Origin of the sequence: Sphingomonas sp. BK345 (assembly GCF_014193845.1) — a bacterium.
In the GTDB taxonomy this organism is placed as follows: domain Bacteria; phylum Pseudomonadota; class Alphaproteobacteria; order Sphingomonadales; family Sphingomonadaceae; genus Sphingomonas.
Map to the genome: position 1 here is coordinate 600,267 of NZ_JACHZX010000002.1, position 14,625 is coordinate 614,891.

At 70.3% G+C, this 14,625-nt stretch carries 16 protein-coding genes; 15 read left to right on the forward strand and 1 reads right to left on the reverse strand.

The window, feature by feature from the left end; all coding sequences use genetic code 11:
- Positions 1 to 227: 227 nt before the first annotated feature.
- The gene (locus FHY03_RS07960) at positions 228 to 1,874 is read right to left on the reverse strand and encodes a thiamine pyrophosphate-binding protein (protein ID WP_183929899.1); all 1,647 of its coding nucleotides are present in this window, start codon (positions 1,872 to 1,874) and stop codon (positions 228 to 230) included.
- Between the two features lie 344 nt (positions 1,875 to 2,218).
- On the opposite strand from FHY03_RS07960, the gene FHY03_RS07965 reads away from it, so the two are divergent.
- From FHY03_RS07965 to FHY03_RS08035, 15 genes are all read left to right on the forward strand, one after another.
- Positions 2,219 to 2,860 carry an HAD-IA family hydrolase gene (locus FHY03_RS07965; protein ID WP_183929901.1) on the forward strand — a complete coding sequence of 214 codons (642 nt, stop codon included), beginning with the start codon at positions 2,219 to 2,221 and terminating at the stop codon, positions 2,858 to 2,860.
- Positions 2,861 to 2,875: 15 nt separating this feature from the next.
- A complete protein-coding gene (locus FHY03_RS07970; RefSeq protein WP_183921423.1) occupies positions 2,876 to 3,592 on the forward strand; it encodes a CoA transferase subunit A in 717 nt (238 codons plus the stop codon).
- Positions 3,589 to 4,554 (forward strand): HAD family acid phosphatase, encoded by a 966-nt coding sequence (locus FHY03_RS07975; RefSeq protein ID WP_311721339.1) that lies wholly within the window; start codon positions 3,589 to 3,591, stop codon positions 4,552 to 4,554. Before FHY03_RS07970 ends, FHY03_RS07975 begins: the two co-directional genes overlap by 4 nt.
- A complete protein-coding gene (locus tag FHY03_RS07980; protein ID WP_183929903.1) occupies positions 4,554 to 5,204 on the forward strand; it encodes a 3-oxoacid CoA-transferase subunit B in 651 nt (216 codons plus the stop codon). Before FHY03_RS07975 ends, FHY03_RS07980 begins: the two co-directional genes overlap by 1 nt.
- 4 nt (positions 5,205 to 5,208) lie before the next feature.
- The gene (locus FHY03_RS07985; RefSeq protein WP_183929904.1) at positions 5,209 to 5,898 is read left to right on the forward strand and encodes a glutathione S-transferase family protein; all 690 of its coding nucleotides are present in this window, start codon (positions 5,209 to 5,211) and stop codon (positions 5,896 to 5,898) included.
- A 387-nt stretch (positions 5,899 to 6,285) separates the two neighbouring features.
- Complete coding sequence (gene leuC, locus FHY03_RS07990; protein WP_221190044.1) at positions 6,286 to 7,713, forward strand: 3-isopropylmalate dehydratase large subunit; 1,428 nt, start codon at positions 6,286 to 6,288, stop codon at positions 7,711 to 7,713.
- Positions 7,714 to 7,845: 132 nt separating this feature from the next.
- A complete protein-coding gene (gene leuD, locus FHY03_RS07995; protein ID WP_183929906.1) occupies positions 7,846 to 8,478 on the forward strand; it encodes a 3-isopropylmalate dehydratase small subunit in 633 nt (210 codons plus the stop codon).
- A complete protein-coding gene (locus tag FHY03_RS08000) occupies positions 8,441 to 9,442 on the forward strand; it encodes an NADPH:quinone oxidoreductase family protein (protein ID WP_183930394.1) in 1,002 nt (333 codons plus the stop codon). The genes leuD and FHY03_RS08000 overlap by 38 nt, the downstream gene beginning before the upstream one ends.
- Positions 9,443 to 9,709: 267 nt before the next feature.
- Complete coding sequence (locus FHY03_RS08005) at positions 9,710 to 10,033, forward strand: DUF1476 domain-containing protein (RefSeq protein ID WP_183920570.1); 324 nt, start codon at positions 9,710 to 9,712, stop codon at positions 10,031 to 10,033.
- A gap of 5 nt (positions 10,034 to 10,038) precedes the next feature.
- Positions 10,039 to 10,272, forward strand: coding sequence for a BolA family protein (locus FHY03_RS08010; RefSeq protein ID WP_183920569.1), 234 nt, complete (start codon positions 10,039 to 10,041; stop codon positions 10,270 to 10,272).
- A 24-nt stretch (positions 10,273 to 10,296) separates the two neighbouring features.
- The gene (gene grxD / locus FHY03_RS08015; protein ID WP_183920568.1) at positions 10,297 to 10,635 is read left to right on the forward strand and encodes a Grx4 family monothiol glutaredoxin; all 339 of its coding nucleotides are present in this window, start codon (positions 10,297 to 10,299) and stop codon (positions 10,633 to 10,635) included.
- A gap of 450 nt (positions 10,636 to 11,085) precedes the next feature.
- Positions 11,086 to 11,454 (forward strand): BlaI/MecI/CopY family transcriptional regulator, encoded by a 369-nt coding sequence (locus FHY03_RS08020; RefSeq protein ID WP_183920567.1) that lies wholly within the window; start codon positions 11,086 to 11,088, stop codon positions 11,452 to 11,454.
- The gene (locus FHY03_RS08025) at positions 11,451 to 12,995 is read left to right on the forward strand and encodes a M56 family metallopeptidase (RefSeq protein WP_183929908.1); all 1,545 of its coding nucleotides are present in this window, start codon (positions 11,451 to 11,453) and stop codon (positions 12,993 to 12,995) included. Before FHY03_RS08020 ends, FHY03_RS08025 begins: the two co-directional genes overlap by 4 nt.
- Before the next feature lie 62 nt (positions 12,996 to 13,057).
- The gene (locus FHY03_RS08030) at positions 13,058 to 13,921 is read left to right on the forward strand and encodes an MBL fold metallo-hydrolase (protein ID WP_183929910.1); all 864 of its coding nucleotides are present in this window, start codon (positions 13,058 to 13,060) and stop codon (positions 13,919 to 13,921) included.
- On the forward strand, positions 13,906 to 14,613 hold the full coding sequence (locus tag FHY03_RS08035; protein ID WP_183929912.1) for a DUF4230 domain-containing protein: 708 nt from the start codon (positions 13,906 to 13,908) through the stop codon (positions 14,611 to 14,613). The genes FHY03_RS08030 and FHY03_RS08035 overlap by 16 nt, the downstream gene beginning before the upstream one ends.
- The last annotated feature ends 12 nt before the right edge of the window (positions 14,614 to 14,625 follow it).

Genomic DNA, 14,625 nt, shown 5'->3' on the forward strand with positions numbered 1-14,625 from the left:
CCTGACGATGAGGGGCCGTCGCGGGAGACCGCGGCAGCCTTTCGTCGCTAATCGGTGTAAGGAAGAGGCGCTTACAATTCACATGGCGTCATCCTGAACTCGTTTCAGGATCCACTGTGTCGCTCACCCAGCAGCGGCGAAGGCGCGAAGCCATGAATCCTGAAACGAGTTCAGGATGACGCTGATCAATAAGGGAAAGCCGGTCGCCGACACCACGACCTCTCCCCTCAACCCTGCCGCAGTGCGCTCAGCGTCAGCCCCGCGGTGATCTGCTCGACGTCGGTGCGGCAGTGGATCAGCCGCACGCCGCGCTCGGCGAGCGCGCGCTCGAGCGCTGGCGCAAAATCCTCGGTCCGCTCGACCGTCTCGGCCCAGCCGCCATAGGCGCGCGCGAGCGCGGCAAAGTCGGGATTGACCAGCCGCGTCGCCGACGGGCGACCGGGATATTCGCGCTCCTGGTGCATCCGGATCGTCCCGTACGCGCCGTTGTCGACGAGGATGACGAGCAGGTCGACGCCGTGCTGGACCGCCGTGGCGAGTTCCTGGCCGTTCATCAGGAAGTCGCCGTCGCCTGCCAGCGCGACCACGCTGCGTCCCGGCCGGCGCAGCGACGCCGCCACCGCGGCGGGCACGCCATAGCCCATCGCTCCGGCGGTCGGCGCCAGCTGCGTCCCCGGGCCGGCGTAGCGCCAGTAACGATGCCACCAGCCCGAAAAATTGCCCGCGCCGTTGCAGATGATCGTGTCCGCCGGCAACTTCTCGCGCATGGTCGCGACGCAGGGGCCGAGATCGAGCGCGACGCCGTCGCGGCGGCGGGGCGTGCTCCACGCCTCATAGGCGGTGCGCGCCTCGGCGGCGTGCGGGTGGACGCCGCCGTCGAGCGGCACCAGTGCCTCGGCGAACTCGGCCATGCCGGCGCAGATCGCGAGGTCGGTAGCGTAGGTGCGCCCCAGTTCCTCGGGGTCGGGATGGACATGGACCAGCCGCTGGCCGGGGTGATCGGGCGTGATCAGCTGATAGCCGTCGGTGGTCGCCTCGCCGAGCCGCGCGCCGACCACGATCAGCAGGTCGGCGCCGCGCACGCGCTCGACCAGCGCGGGGCTGGGGCCGTAGCCGAGGTTGCCGGCATAGGCCGGGCAATCGTTGGCGATCGCGTCCTGGCGGCGGAAGGCGGCGGCGAGCGGCACGCCGGTGCGAGTCGCCCAGTCCGCCATCGCCGCAGCGGCCGCCACGTCCCAGCCGGCGCCGCCGACGATCGCGAGCGGGTTCTCGGCGGTGGCGAGCAGGTCGCGCAGATGCTCGATCGAATCCTCGTCGACCGCCTGGGCGACGCGCTCGACGCGCGCGCGATCGGGCGCGGTGACGGTGTCGAGCAGCATGTCCTCGGGCAGCGCGAGCACCACCGGGCCGGGGCGGCCGTTGATCGCGGTGGCGTACGCGCGCGCGACATATTCGGGAATGCGCGCGGCGTCGTCGATCCGGGCCGCCCATTTCGCAATCGGCGCGAACATCGCCTGGAAGTCGATCTCCTGGAACGCCTCACGGTCGCGCGTCGAGCGGTCGACGTCGCCGACGAACAGGATCATCGGCTGCGAGTCCTGCATCGCGACATGGACGCCGATCGCGGCGTTGGTCGCGCCGGGGCCGCGCGTGACGAAGGCGATCCCGGGGCGATGCGTCAGCGCGCCATCGGCGCAGGCCATGAACGCGACGCCGCCCTCCTGCCGGCACGTCACCACCTCAATCGCAGGGGTGTCGTGAAGCGCGTCGAGTACCGCCAGGAAGCTCTCCCCGGGTACGGTGAAGAGACGGTCGCAGCCCTGGGCGACGAGCTGGTCGACGAGCAGGCGTCCACCGGTGCGGGGTTCGGTCATGCGGCGAGCCTAGCCGCCCGAAAGGGTTAGGCGAAAGGGGTATTAGTTCCTAAGCGGCGCGGCTTCCTTTTCTCCCCCCGCGAGATGCCGCTGTCACCTCCGGCGAGCCTATTCCCCACCTTCCGTCATCCCGGACGTGTTCCGGGATCCACTCCGCCGCGCGAGCAACGCTCGAGGAGTGTGCGGCACGGTGGACCCCGGCACAGGTCCGGGATGACGAAGAATATTACAACGCGATCTCTCCACGACCGGACGTGCCCATCACCGAGACCATGCAGCATCGTCCCAAACCCACCGCACACCACCGATTGCCTTCGTCGCGCCGAGCGCTAAGGATCGTTCGCATGCGGGACACGGTGATCTTCGACTTCGGCGGGGTGATCACCTCGTCGCCGTTCGCGGCGTTCAACCGGCTGGAGCGCGAGCGCGGCGTGCCGATCGACCTGATCCGTCGCCTCAACGCCACCGATCCGGACAGCAACGCCTGGGCGCGCTTCGAACGCGCCGAGATCGACGTCGCTACCTTCGACCGCGACTTCGCCGCCGAGGCCAGGACGCTCGGCCACGAGCTGCGCGGGCGCGACGTGCTGCCGCTGCTGTACGGCGATATCCGCCCGCGCATGGTGCACGCGCTCGACTGGCTCAAGCGCGAGGGCTTCCACATCGGCTGCATTACCAACAACGTTCCTGCCGGCGACACGCCGCGCGACCCTCAGGCGGTCGCTGCGGTGGCGGCGGTGCTCGCGCGCTTCGACCACGTGGTGGAGAGCAGCAAGGTCGGCATCCGCAAACCCGACCCGCGCATCTATCTGATGATGTGCGAGACGCTCAACAAGCGCCCCGACCAGTGCGTCTACCTCGACGACCTGGGGGTGAACTGCAAGGCCGCGGCGCAGCTCGGCATGGCGGCGATCAAGGTGAGCGGCGAGGGTCAGGCGCTCGACGAGCTGTGCGCCGCGCTCGGCGTCGCGCCGGGACATTTCTGAAGGAGACAGCGGGTGGTGGACAAGCTGTACGACGGCGCCGCGGCGGCGCTCGACGGGCTGCTGTTCGACGGCATGACGATCTGCGCCGGCGGCTTCGGCCTGTGCGGGATCCCCGAGCGGCTGATCGACGCGATCCAGGCCGCGGGCGTGACCGGGCTGACGGTCGCCAGCAACAACGCCGGGATCGACGGCGAGGGGCTCGGCAAGCTGCTGCGCACGCGCCAGATCGCCAAGATGATCTCGAGCTACGTGGGCGAGAACAAGGAGTTCGAGCGCCAGTATCTCAGCGGTGAGCTGGAGGTGGAGTTCTGCCCCCAGGGCACGCTGGCGGAGCGCTGTCGCGCCGGCGGGGCGGGCATTCCCGGCTTCTACACCAAGACCGGCGTCGGCACGTTGGTGGCCGAGGGCAAGGAAGTGAAGGCGTTCGACGGCGAGGACTATATCCTCGAACGTGGCATCCGCGCCGATCTCTCGATCATCAAGGGGTGGAAGGCGGACACCAGCGGCAACCTCGTCTTCCGCAAGACGGCACGCAACTTCAATCAGCCGATGGCGACCGCGGGCAGGATCTGCGTCGCCGAGGTGGAGGAGGTCGTGCCGGTCGGCGCGCTCGATCCCGATCACGTCCATCTGCCGGGCATCTACGTCAAGCGGATGATCGTCGGCGCGCCCTACGACAAGAAGATCGAGTTCCGCACGACTCGTCCGCGCGCGGAGGCCGACGCGGCGTGAGGTCACGGCTGCTGCTGACGGTCGCGGCAACGGCGCTGCTTGCCGGCTGCGCGACCGCGCGCCCCGAGCGTCCGCCCGCGCGCGCGGTGAGCGCCGTCCCGGCGGCGCCCGTGTCCGCCCCACTGCCGGCCGGGGCGATGGCCTATCTGTACGGCTCGGCCGAAGCCGCGGCGCTGAGCGAGCAGACCTATAACGCGCTGACCGCCTATGTCCGCGGCGTGATCGAGCGCGCGCGCGACCGTCGCGGGCGGCTGCCGACCGAGCGCCGCGCCGGCACGCTGCCGCGCTGGCCCAACTCGGCGGTGCTGGTCCCGGGTGCGACCGCGGCGAGCGCCGAGACGATCCCGTGCAGCGCGCTGCCGCCCGCGGTGGTGCTCGACATGGACGAGACCGCGGTGCTCAACCTCGGTTATGAATATAACGACGCGCGCACGGGCGCGGCCTATGACGCCAAGCGCTGGGATCGCTGGGAGCGGACCGGTGCGGACAAGGTCGTCGCGGTGCCCGGCGCGGTGGCGGCGTTCCGCCAGCTGCGCGCGCTCGGCGTGACGATGGTGATCAACAGCAACCGCTCCGCCGACAACGCCGCCGCCACCGTGGCGGCGCTGCGCGCGGCGGGGCTGGGCGAGTTTCGTCACGGCGACACGCTCTTCCTCAAGGGCGACGCCGACGGCCGCTCGGGCAAGGACGGTCGCCGGCTCGAGATTGCCAAACGTTATTGCGTGCTCGCGCTCGTCGGCGACCAGCTCGGCGACTTCGCCGACCTGTTCAACCCGCCGGGTCCGGCGCCCGCGCTCGGTCGTCGCGCGCTGGCCGGGGTGGGGCCGATCCAGGCGCGCTGGGGGCAGGGCTGGTTCGTGCTACCCAATCCCGTCTACGGGACCGGGCTCGGCACCGGCTGGGACGAGACCTTCCCGCAGGACAAGCACTGGGGCGACGCCCCGGCCGAAGGAGCGAAGTGATGGCCGTGGAAGCCAAGGGATGGGACCGCAACGGCATGGCGGCGCGCGCCGCGCGCGAGCTGCGCGACGGCTATTACGTCAACCTCGGCATCGGCATCCCGACCTTGGTGGCGAACAATATCCCGGACGGCATCACCGTCACGCTGCAGAGCGAGAACGGCATGCTCGGCATTGGTCCGTTCCCGTACGACGACGAGGTCGACCCCGACCTGATCAACGCGGGCAAGCAGACGATCAGCGAGCTGCCGCAATCGGCCTATTTCGGGAGCGAGCAGAGCTTCGCGATGATCCGCGGCGGGCATATCGACCTCACCGTGCTCGGCGCAATGGAGGTGTCCGAGCACGGGGACATCGCCAACTGGATGATCCCCGGCAAAATGATCAAGGGCATGGGCGGCGCGATGGACCTCGTCGCCGGCGTCAGGAAGATCATCGTCGTGATGGAGCATGTCGCCAAGGACGGCGCGCCCAAGTTCATCCCGGCATGCACGCTGCCGCTGACCGGGCGCGACGTGGTCGACATGATCGTCACCGACCTGGCGGTGTTCCAGCGCCCCGACCATCACAGCGCCTTTCGCCTGATCGAGCTGGCACCGGGGGTGACCGCGGGCGAGGTCGCCGCCAAAACGAGCGCGCACTACGAGGTCTGACGCGATGGCGTACACGCTGATCACCGCCAATCGGAACTATTCGAGCTGGTCGCTGCGGCCGTGGCTGCTGATGCGCGCGCTCGGGATCGCCTTCGAGGACCGCGTCGAGCCGTTTGCCTCACTGGACAACCATGAAGCGTTCCGCGCCTTCTCGCCGACGGGACAGGTGCCGGTGCTGATCGACGGCGAGCGGACGGTATGGGACTCGCTCGGCATCGCCTTGTACCTCGCCGAGCGCCACCCGGGTGTATGGCCGACCGACGCGGCAGCGCGCGCCTGGGCGGTCTGCGCCGTAGCGGAGATGCACGGCGGCTTCGGCGCGCTGCGGCGCGAGCGGACGATGACGGTGGGGCAGCGGATCAGGCCGGCGCGCGGCTCGGAGGCGCTCGCGCGCGACGTCGCGCGGATCGCCGAGCTGTGGGACGAGGGCCTGTCGCGCTTCGGCGGCGCGTGGCTGGCGGGTGAGCGCTTCACCGCGGTCGACGCCTTCTACGCGCCGGTGGCGTTTCGCGTTCGCGCATGGGGGATCGACGTTGGCGCCGCGGGTAAGCGGTGGGTCGAGACGCTGCTGGCGCACCCGGCGACGCTTGAGTGGGAGGCTGCCGCCTTGGCCGAGACGTTCCGAGAGGAGGGGCACGAGGCCGAGGTGGCGGCGTATGGCGAAGTGACCGAGGACCTTCGCGCCACGGTGTGAGGAAGCCGCATCGCGCGGCGCGGTGCTCCTGCGCACGCAGGAGCCCAGGGTGACAGAGCGGGGCCTCGCGGCGTTGGATTCCTGCGTGCGCAGGAACACGAGGCGTTGCATAGCAAAAACTCCCCGCGCCGAGCGCCGTCATCCTGAACTCGTTTCAGGATCCACGGTGCGGCATACTCAACCGCGGAGGCGCCTGCGGGACGGTGGATCCTGAAACGAGTTCAGGGTGACGCCGGTGGGTAAGTGATTGCGACATTTCAGACCCATTCCACTGGAGAGAGGCCACCTACGCACTTACCCATTCTGCCGATCATCAGCCGCAAGCCACGACATTTCCTGTCACTCTGCCTTGGACCCGCGCACCTTTTCGGTTAACAGCCGCGGATCATGCCAAGCCCGCGCACCTTGTACGAGAAGGTCTGGGACGCTCACGTGGTCGAGCGCCGAGACGATGGTTCCTGCCTGATCTACATCGACCGCCACCTCCTCCATGAGGTGACCAGCCCGCAGGCGTTCGAAGGCCTGCGCACCGCCGGCCGCCGCGTGCGCCGCCCCGACCTCACGCTCGCGGTGCCCGATCACAACCTGCCCACCACCGCGCGCACCGACGCCGCGGGGCAGGAGCTCCCGATCGCCGACCGCGAGAGCGCCGAGCAGCTCGCCGCGCTGCGCCGCAACGTCGCCGAGTTCGGCGTGCCCTATATTGACGCGCTGTCGGCGCGGCAGGGGATCGTCCATGTCGTCGGCCCGGAGCAGGGCTTCACGCTGCCGGGCACCACGATGGTGTGTGGCGACAGCCATACCTCGGCGCATGGTGCGCTTGGCGCGCTCGCCTTCGGCATCGGTACCAGCGAGGTCGAGCACGTGCTGGCGACCCAGACGCTGATCCTCTCGCCCTCCAAGACGATGGAGGTGCGAGTCGACGGCACCCTCGGCTATGGCGTCAGCGCCAAGGACGTCGTGCTCGCGATCATCGGCCGGATCGGCGCCGCGGGCGGCACCGGCCATGTCATCGAGTTCACCGGCGAGGTGATCCGCGCGCTGTCGGTCGAGGGTCGGCTGACGATCGCCAATATGTCGATCGAGGGTGGGGCGCGCGCGGGCATGGTCGCGCCCGACGAGACCACCTTCGCTTATCTCAAGGGCCGCCCGATGGCGCCGCAGGGCGAGGACTGGGCGCGCGCGGTCGAGTGGTGGCGCACGCTGCCGAGCGACGCCGGCGCGCGCTACGACAAGGTCGTGCGGCTGGAGGCGAGCGACATCGCTCCCGCGCTCACCTGGGGCACCAGCCCCGAGGACGTCGTGCCGATCACCGGCAGCGTGCCCGCGCCCGACAGCTTCGCCGACGCGTCGAAGCGCGCCGCGGCGCAGAAGTCGCTCGATTACATGGGGCTCACCCCGGGGATGCGGATGCAGGACGTGCCGATCCAGCACGTCTTCATCGGCAGCTGCACCAATAGCCGCATCGAGGACCTGCGCGCCGCCGCCTCGGTGGCGAACGGCCGCCGCGTCGCCGATGGCGTGCGCGCGCTGGTGGTGCCCGGCTCGGGGCTGGTCAAACGCCAGGCCGAGGCGGAGGGGCTCGACCGGATCTTCACCGCCGCCGGCTTCGAGTGGCGCGAGCCGGGCTGCTCGATGTGCCTGGCGATGAACCCCGACAAGGTGCCCGCAGGCGAGCGCTGCGCCTCGACCTCGAACCGGAATTTCGTGGGAAGACAGGGACCTGGCTCGCGTACCCATCTGTTGTCGCCGGCGATGGCGGCGGCGGCGGCGGTGACCGGGCGACTCGCGGACGTCCGCGAGCTGATGGGCTGAAGCACAAGAACCAAGGGGTTGCGTGATGAAGAAAGTGCTCATGTTCCTGATCGCCGGCTCGGTGCTGAGCGGCGTGGCGGCCTATGCGGCGATCGCCAAGCCCGCGATCCCGCCGAGCAACCCGGCGCGCTGATGGAGGCCGTCACCCGCGTCAGCGGCACCGCTTATCCCTGGGGCGCCAAGAACGTCGACACTGACGTCATCATCCCGGCGCACTGGCTCAAGACGATCACGCGCTCCGGCCTCGGCCGCGGCGCGTTCGAGACGGTGCGCGCGCAGCCCGGCAACCTCTTCGACGACCCGCGCTACGCCGGCGCCCCGATCCTGATCGCGGGCGACAATTTCGGCTGCGGCTCGAGCCGCGAGCATGCCGCCTGGGCGCTCGCCGACATGGGCGTGCGGGCGGTGATCGCGCCGAGCTTCTCGGACATCTTCTCGGGCAACGCCTTCAAGAACGGCATCGTCACCGTGGTGCTGCCGCAGGAGGCAGTGGATCGGCTGGTCGAGGTGGCGAAGACCGACCCGGTCACCGTCGATCTCGAGACCATGACGGTCACTACGCCGTACCAGGATCGCTATACGTTCGAACTCGACCCCTTCCGCCGTCGCTGTCTGATGGAGGGGCTGGACGAGGTCGGCCTCACGCTGGCAAAGGATACCGTGATTTCGAATTTCGAGGAGCGGCTCGGCGTCGAGCGCCCTTGGATCGGGCACGGGAGAGCGGATGATGCGGGCCTTGCTGTCGAGGGTGCCGGGCGGGCCTGACACGCTGGAGATCGGCGAGTTGCCCGATCCCGTCGCTGGGCCGGGCGAGGTGGTGGTCGCGGTCAAGGCCTGCGCGATCAACTATCCCGACGTGCTGGTGATCGAGGACCGCTACCAGATGCGCCCGCCGCGCCCGTTCGCGCCGGGCGGCGAGATCGCCGGCGTGGTCGCCGAAGTCGGGGAGGGCGTCACCCGCTGGCAGGTCGGTGACCGCGTGATGGGTAACACGATGATGGGCGGGCTGAGCGAGCGGTTGCGCTTCGTCGCAGACTCGCTCCACGCCGTGCCCCTTGGGCGCAGCTTCGAGGAAGCCTCTGCGCTGCTGCTCACTTATGCGACGACGATCCACGCTCTGGTCGACCGCGGCGCGATCGCCGCGGGCGAACGGCTTCTGGTGCTGGGCGCCGCGGGCGGGGTCGGGCTCGCGGCGGTCGAGCTGGGCAAGGCATTCGGTGCGTACGTCGTCGGCGCGGTGTCGAGCGAGGCCAAGGCGGTGGCGGTGCGCGCGGCCGGTGCGGACGAGGTGCTGGTCTACGATCGCGCGCCGTTCGATAAGGAACAGAGCAAGGCGCTGGCGGACCGCTTCAAGACAGCGGCGGCGCCGAATGGTTTCGACCTCGTCTACGATCCCGTCGGCGGCGACTATGCCGAGCCGGCGCTGCGCTCGCTCGGCTGGGAAGGGCGCTATCTCGTCGTCGGCTTCCCCGCCGGCATCCCCAGGCTGCCGCTCAATCTGACGCTGCTGAAGAGCTGCGACGTGCGCGGCGTCTTCTGGGGCGCGTTCGCCGCGCGTCACCCCGAGCGCAACCGCGCGCACATCGCTCACCTGTTCGAGCTGTGGGGCGAGGGCAGGATCGCGCCGCGGGTCACCGAGGTGTTCCCGTTCGAGCGCGGCGGCGAGGCGATCGCCCGCATGGCGGCGCGCGAGTCGGTCGGCAAGCTGGTGGTGCGGGTGGGGGCGTAGGTTGCACCGTCGCCGCGGCCATGTCGCCGGGTGCCGCGTATCGTCGTGAGTAACGGCGCGGTGCGCGGCGCCCCGACCGGCCCTTTCGGACGGCGCCATCATCCGGGGGATCAGGTGCCAACCGGCACGGTGAATCCCGGAACAAGTCCGGGATGACGGAAGAAGAAGCAGGCGATTGCCTTGACCTCCCGCATGCCTCGGCCGTCCGCCCGTTGCGCCGCGCCCCTGCGCGCACTATCCCGGTCTGCTACACCGTGGGGAACCAGCATGACCACCTTCGAGGACCGCCAGCGCGCGTTCGAGGCCAAGTTCGCGCGCGACGAGGAAGTGGCGTTCCGCATCGTCGCGCGGCGCAATCGCCTCGTTGGGCAATGGGCCGCCGAGCTGATGCAGCTCACCCCCGCTGAGACCGACGCTTATGCCAAGGCGGTCGTCCAGGCCGACTTCGAGGAGGCCGGCGACGAGGATGTGGTGCGCAAGGTGTACGGTGACCTCACCGCCGCCAACGTCGACGTCGACGAGGGGGCGGTGCGCCGCGCGCTCGAAGAGAAGACGATCGAGGCGCGGCGCCAGCTGCTGCAATCGGAGTAAGACGGATGCCGATGGAAGGGGCGGAGATCGCCGCGCTGATCAAGGCGGGCATTCCCGATGCCGAGGTGGAGATGACCGATCTCGCCGGCGACGGGGACCATTGGTCCGCGCGCGTCGTGGCGCCGTCGTTCGCCGGCATGCCGCGGGTGAAGCAGCATCAGGCGGTCTATGCCGCGCTGGGCGGTCGCATGGGCGGCGTGCTGCACGCCTTGCAGTTGACCACCGCCGTCCCGAAATAAACGCGGTACAAGAGGGTTGAAGCGATGACCGACGACACGAACGCCCGCATCGACGCGGTGGTGAAGAACAATCCGGTGGTGCTGTTCATGAAGGGCACGCCGCTGTTCCCGCAGTGCGGCTTTTCCAGCCGCGCGGTGGCGATCCTGGAGCGGCTCGGCGTCGCGTTCGAGAGCGTCGACGTGCTGCAGGACCAAGCGATCCGGCAGGGCATCAAGGGCTATTCGGACTGGCCAACGATCCCGCAGCTCTACGTCGGCGGCGAGTTCGTCGGCGGCTCGGACATCATGATGGAGATGTACGAGTCGGGCGAGTTGGCCGCGCTGTTCCAGAACGCCGGCGCCGCGACGGCCGAGGCGAAGTAGCCGACTGAAAGGGGGGCACACGTCCTTCGCAGAAGCGGCTCGTAAGCTTCCGAATTCCTTCGTCACCCCGGCGAAGGCCGGGGTCCGGTTGGGACGGCGTCGTGAGTCTCACGTCCGTCCCTCAACTGGACCTCGGCCTTCACCGGGGTGACGCGCATGTAGGGCATCAGGCCGTACCAGCTGCGATGCGCATCGCCGCGTGCTCCTGCGCCGCTACGATCGGGTAACGCACGGCTCATCACATCTTGGGCCGAAGCGTGATGAAGCGCATGAGCGCAATTGGCTAGGCGAACCATCGAGGCGTCCGAGGTAGGACGACCACCTTCCGCATCGAGTGGCGCTTTGCGGGAGACCGTCAGCTGTAAACAATCGCGACGACGTCCATGCATAACGCCATTGACTACAGCCGTAATCGAGATGATTACAGTCGTAGTCAGTGAGGAGTGAGTCGTGGCCGAGCGGATCAGCGATGCCGAGCATGCGGTGATGGAGGTGCTGTGGGATGACAGCCCGCTCACCGCGCAGGACGTGGCCGAGCGGGTCGACCCCGCGCGTGGCTGGAGCGCCGCGACGGTGAAGACGTTGCTCGGTCGGCTGCTCGCCAAAGAGGCGGTGTGCCACGAGGTCGACGGCCGCCGCTACCTCTACAGCCCGGCGGTCCAGCGCGAGGATTATGTCGAGGGCGAGTCGCGTCGGCTGATCGACCGGCTGTTCGGCGGCCGGCTCACCCCCTTGGTCGCGCACCTCGCCGAACGCGACGCGCTCACCGAGCAGGACATCACCGAGATCGAGGCACTTCTGCGGGAGTTGAAGCAATGATCGCCTGGGCCATGGAATCCTTGCTCGCGTCGGCGCTGCTGATGCTCGCGGTGCTGGTGTTGCGCACGCCAGTGCGGCGGAGCTTTGGGGCACCGGTCGCCTACGCGCTGTGGGCGATCCCGGCGCTGCGGCTGCTGCTGCCGCCGCTACCCGCCGGGTGGCGCGCCGAGGCGCTGCCGACGCTCGCGTCGCTGCCCGCGGCGGAGCCGATCGCGCACGCGCTCGAACCGGTCGCCGCGCTGCCCGCGTTGGTGCCGCAGACGGCATCGCTGCTGCCCGCGATCGTGCTCGGCACCTGGGCGGCCGGTGCGGTCGCGCTGTTGCTGTGGCAGGTCGCCGATTACTGGCGCTTCCGCTATCGGCTACTGCGTCACGGCCTCGCGCTCGACCAGATCGGCGGCGTCACGATCGTGCAGAGCGAGGCGGCGAGCGGACCGGTGGCGTTCGGCGTGTTCGACAAGGTCGTCGCTTTCCCGCGCGATTTCGCCGCGCGCTTCGACGCGGAGGAGCGCGCGCTCGCGCTCGAGCACGAGCTCGGCCATCACCGCCGCGGCGACCTGGTCGCCAATTGGATGGCATTGGCGGTGCTCGCGCTCCACTGGTTCAACCCGCTCGCCTGGTTCGCCTTCCGCGCCTTCCGCGCCGACCAGGAGATGGCCAATGACGCCGGCGTGCTCGCGCGGCTCGGCGGCGCCTCACGCCATGCTTATGGCTGCGCCATCGTCAAGGCGGCGCACGGCCGCGCCGTGACCGCCACCTGCCACCTCCACACCGTCAAGGACCTGAAAGGGAGATTGCGCATGCTGAGCCGGACTCGCGCCTCGCGCGCCCGCACGACGCTCGGCGTCGCCGCCACCGCCGCGATCGCGCTCGGCGCGCTGGGGCTCACCGCCTCGGGCACGCAGGCGGCGGAGCGGATGCGTGGCGGGGTCGAGGAAGCGGTCGGGATCGACCCGCACGCCTTCGACGACGCTTTGTCGCTGATGGCCTCTTTCCCCGAGCCGCCCGCCGCGCCGGCGGTGCCGAGCGCGCCGGCCGCCCCGGCAGCCGGCCACCACCGCCAGCGAGTCACGATCGTGCGCGACGGCCAGACCACGACCTTCGAGGACCAGGAAGCGGCCGACTACATCGCGGCGCACCCGGCGCCGACCCCGCCGGTGCCCCCGGTCGCGCCGCTGCCGCCGCTGCCCGCCTTCGCCTCGGTCCCGCCAATGCCGCCGGTGCCGCCGGTCGCGAGCCGCCGCTGCGGCGGCGAGCCGTCGCGCTTCGTGATGAGCGCTGCGCAGAACGGCCAGCGCGTCACCGTGATCTGCACCGACCATGTCGAGCGCGCCGCGCGCGAGGCGAGCCGGGCGGCAATGGAGGCGCGTGGCCAGCGCGTCGGCGCGATGCGCACCGCGCTCGCCAGCCTGGAGCAGACCCGCGCCCAGCTCGCCGCCAACCGCGACATGCCCGCCGAGGCGCGCCGCGAGGCGGTGCAAGGCGTCGAACAGGCAATGCGCGAGCTGCGCGACGAGATGACGCGGCGCGACGACGACTGAGCCGCGCCGGTTGCTTCGCCCCCGCTTGCTTCGCCGCCGCGTAGCCGCCATCTGGTGGCGCGATGGCGAAGCCTCCTCCCACCGGCCTGGCCGTCCCGCTCGAGCCGCTCGTCACCCGCGTGCTCGCTCCCAACGCCTCGGCCTATACCTACACGGGCACGCAGACGCATATCGTCGGACGTGACGATATCGCGGTGATCGACCCGGGCCCCGACGACGCCGCGCACCTCGCCGCGCTCCGCGTCGCAATCGCGGGCCGTCCCGTGCGCGCTATCCTGATCACGCACCATCACCGCGACCATTCCCCCGCCGCGCGCACGCTCGCCGCCGCGACCGGCGCACCGATCGTCGGCGCCGCCGCCACGGTGCGCGGCGAGGCGGGCGAGGGCGCTGCGGTCGATGCCGCGTTCGACCGCGACTATGCTCCCGATCGAGTCCTCGCCGATGGTGACAGCGTGAGCGGCAGCGGCTGGACCCTCACCGCGCTCGCCACGCCCGGCCATACCAGCCAGCACCTCGCCTATGCGCTGGAGGAGAGCGGGGCGCTGTTCTCGGGTGACCATGTCATGGGCTGGGCCACCAGCGTGATCTCGCCGCCCGACGGCGCCATGGGCGAGTATCTGGCGAGCCTGGAGACGCTGCTCGCGCGCGACGACCGCGTCTACTACCCCGGCCACGGCGAGGCGGTGGAGCGACCGCAGCGGCTGGTACGCGGCATGCTCGGGCATCGCCGGCAGCGTGAGGGCCAGATCGTCCGCCTGCTCACCGCCGCGCCGCACACCGTCGCCGCACTGGTCGAGCGCATGTACGTCGGGCTCGATCCGCGGTTGGCGGGGGCGGCGGCGCGCTCGGTGCTGGCGCATCTGATCGATCTGGAGCGGCGCGGCGCGGCGACACAGGAGGAGGGCGCGTGGCGGATCATCTGACCGGGCTGGGCAAGCTGCTGGTGTCGCTGGCGATCGCCACCGCGATCCTAGTCGCGACCTTCGTCGGCTACCGTTACTATACCGAGCGCTACGCCGTCTCGACCGACGACGACGGCGTCGCGGTGGCGCGCGTGGTCGCCGGGCGGCTGTACGGCAGCAGCGACCTGCGTGTCAGCCATCTCGCGGGCACGGTACAGTCCACCGCGTCCACCACCCGGATGTTCGGCTGGCTGCGCTACGTCCGGCTGATCAAGGCGCCGTACGACGTCGACTATTTCGTCAACCTCGGCGCGCTGGCGCCGCGCGACTTCCGCTACGACTCGCGCCGGCGCACCCTGCTGGTCGAGGTGCCCGACGTCGTCGTCGGCACCCCAAACGTCGATGAGAGCCGCGTCACGCTCGACACCACCACCGGCTTCCTGCCGCCGCGCGGTGCGATGGCGGAGCTGCAGAAGATGGTGTCGGCCAAGGCGACCACGGTCGTCGCCGCCAAGGCGCGCGAGCCCGAGAACATGCGCAAGGCGCGCGAGAACGGCCGCGCCGCGCTGGAGCGGCTGTTCGCCGGCAGCCTCGACGCCGCGGGACTGCCCGTGACCGTCACGGTGCGCTTCGCCGGCGAGCCGCGCACCGGCAGCAGCGAGCGCTGGGACCTCACCCGCTCGCTCGAGGAAGTGCTCGGCAACGGCAGCTGACTTGATCCGGCG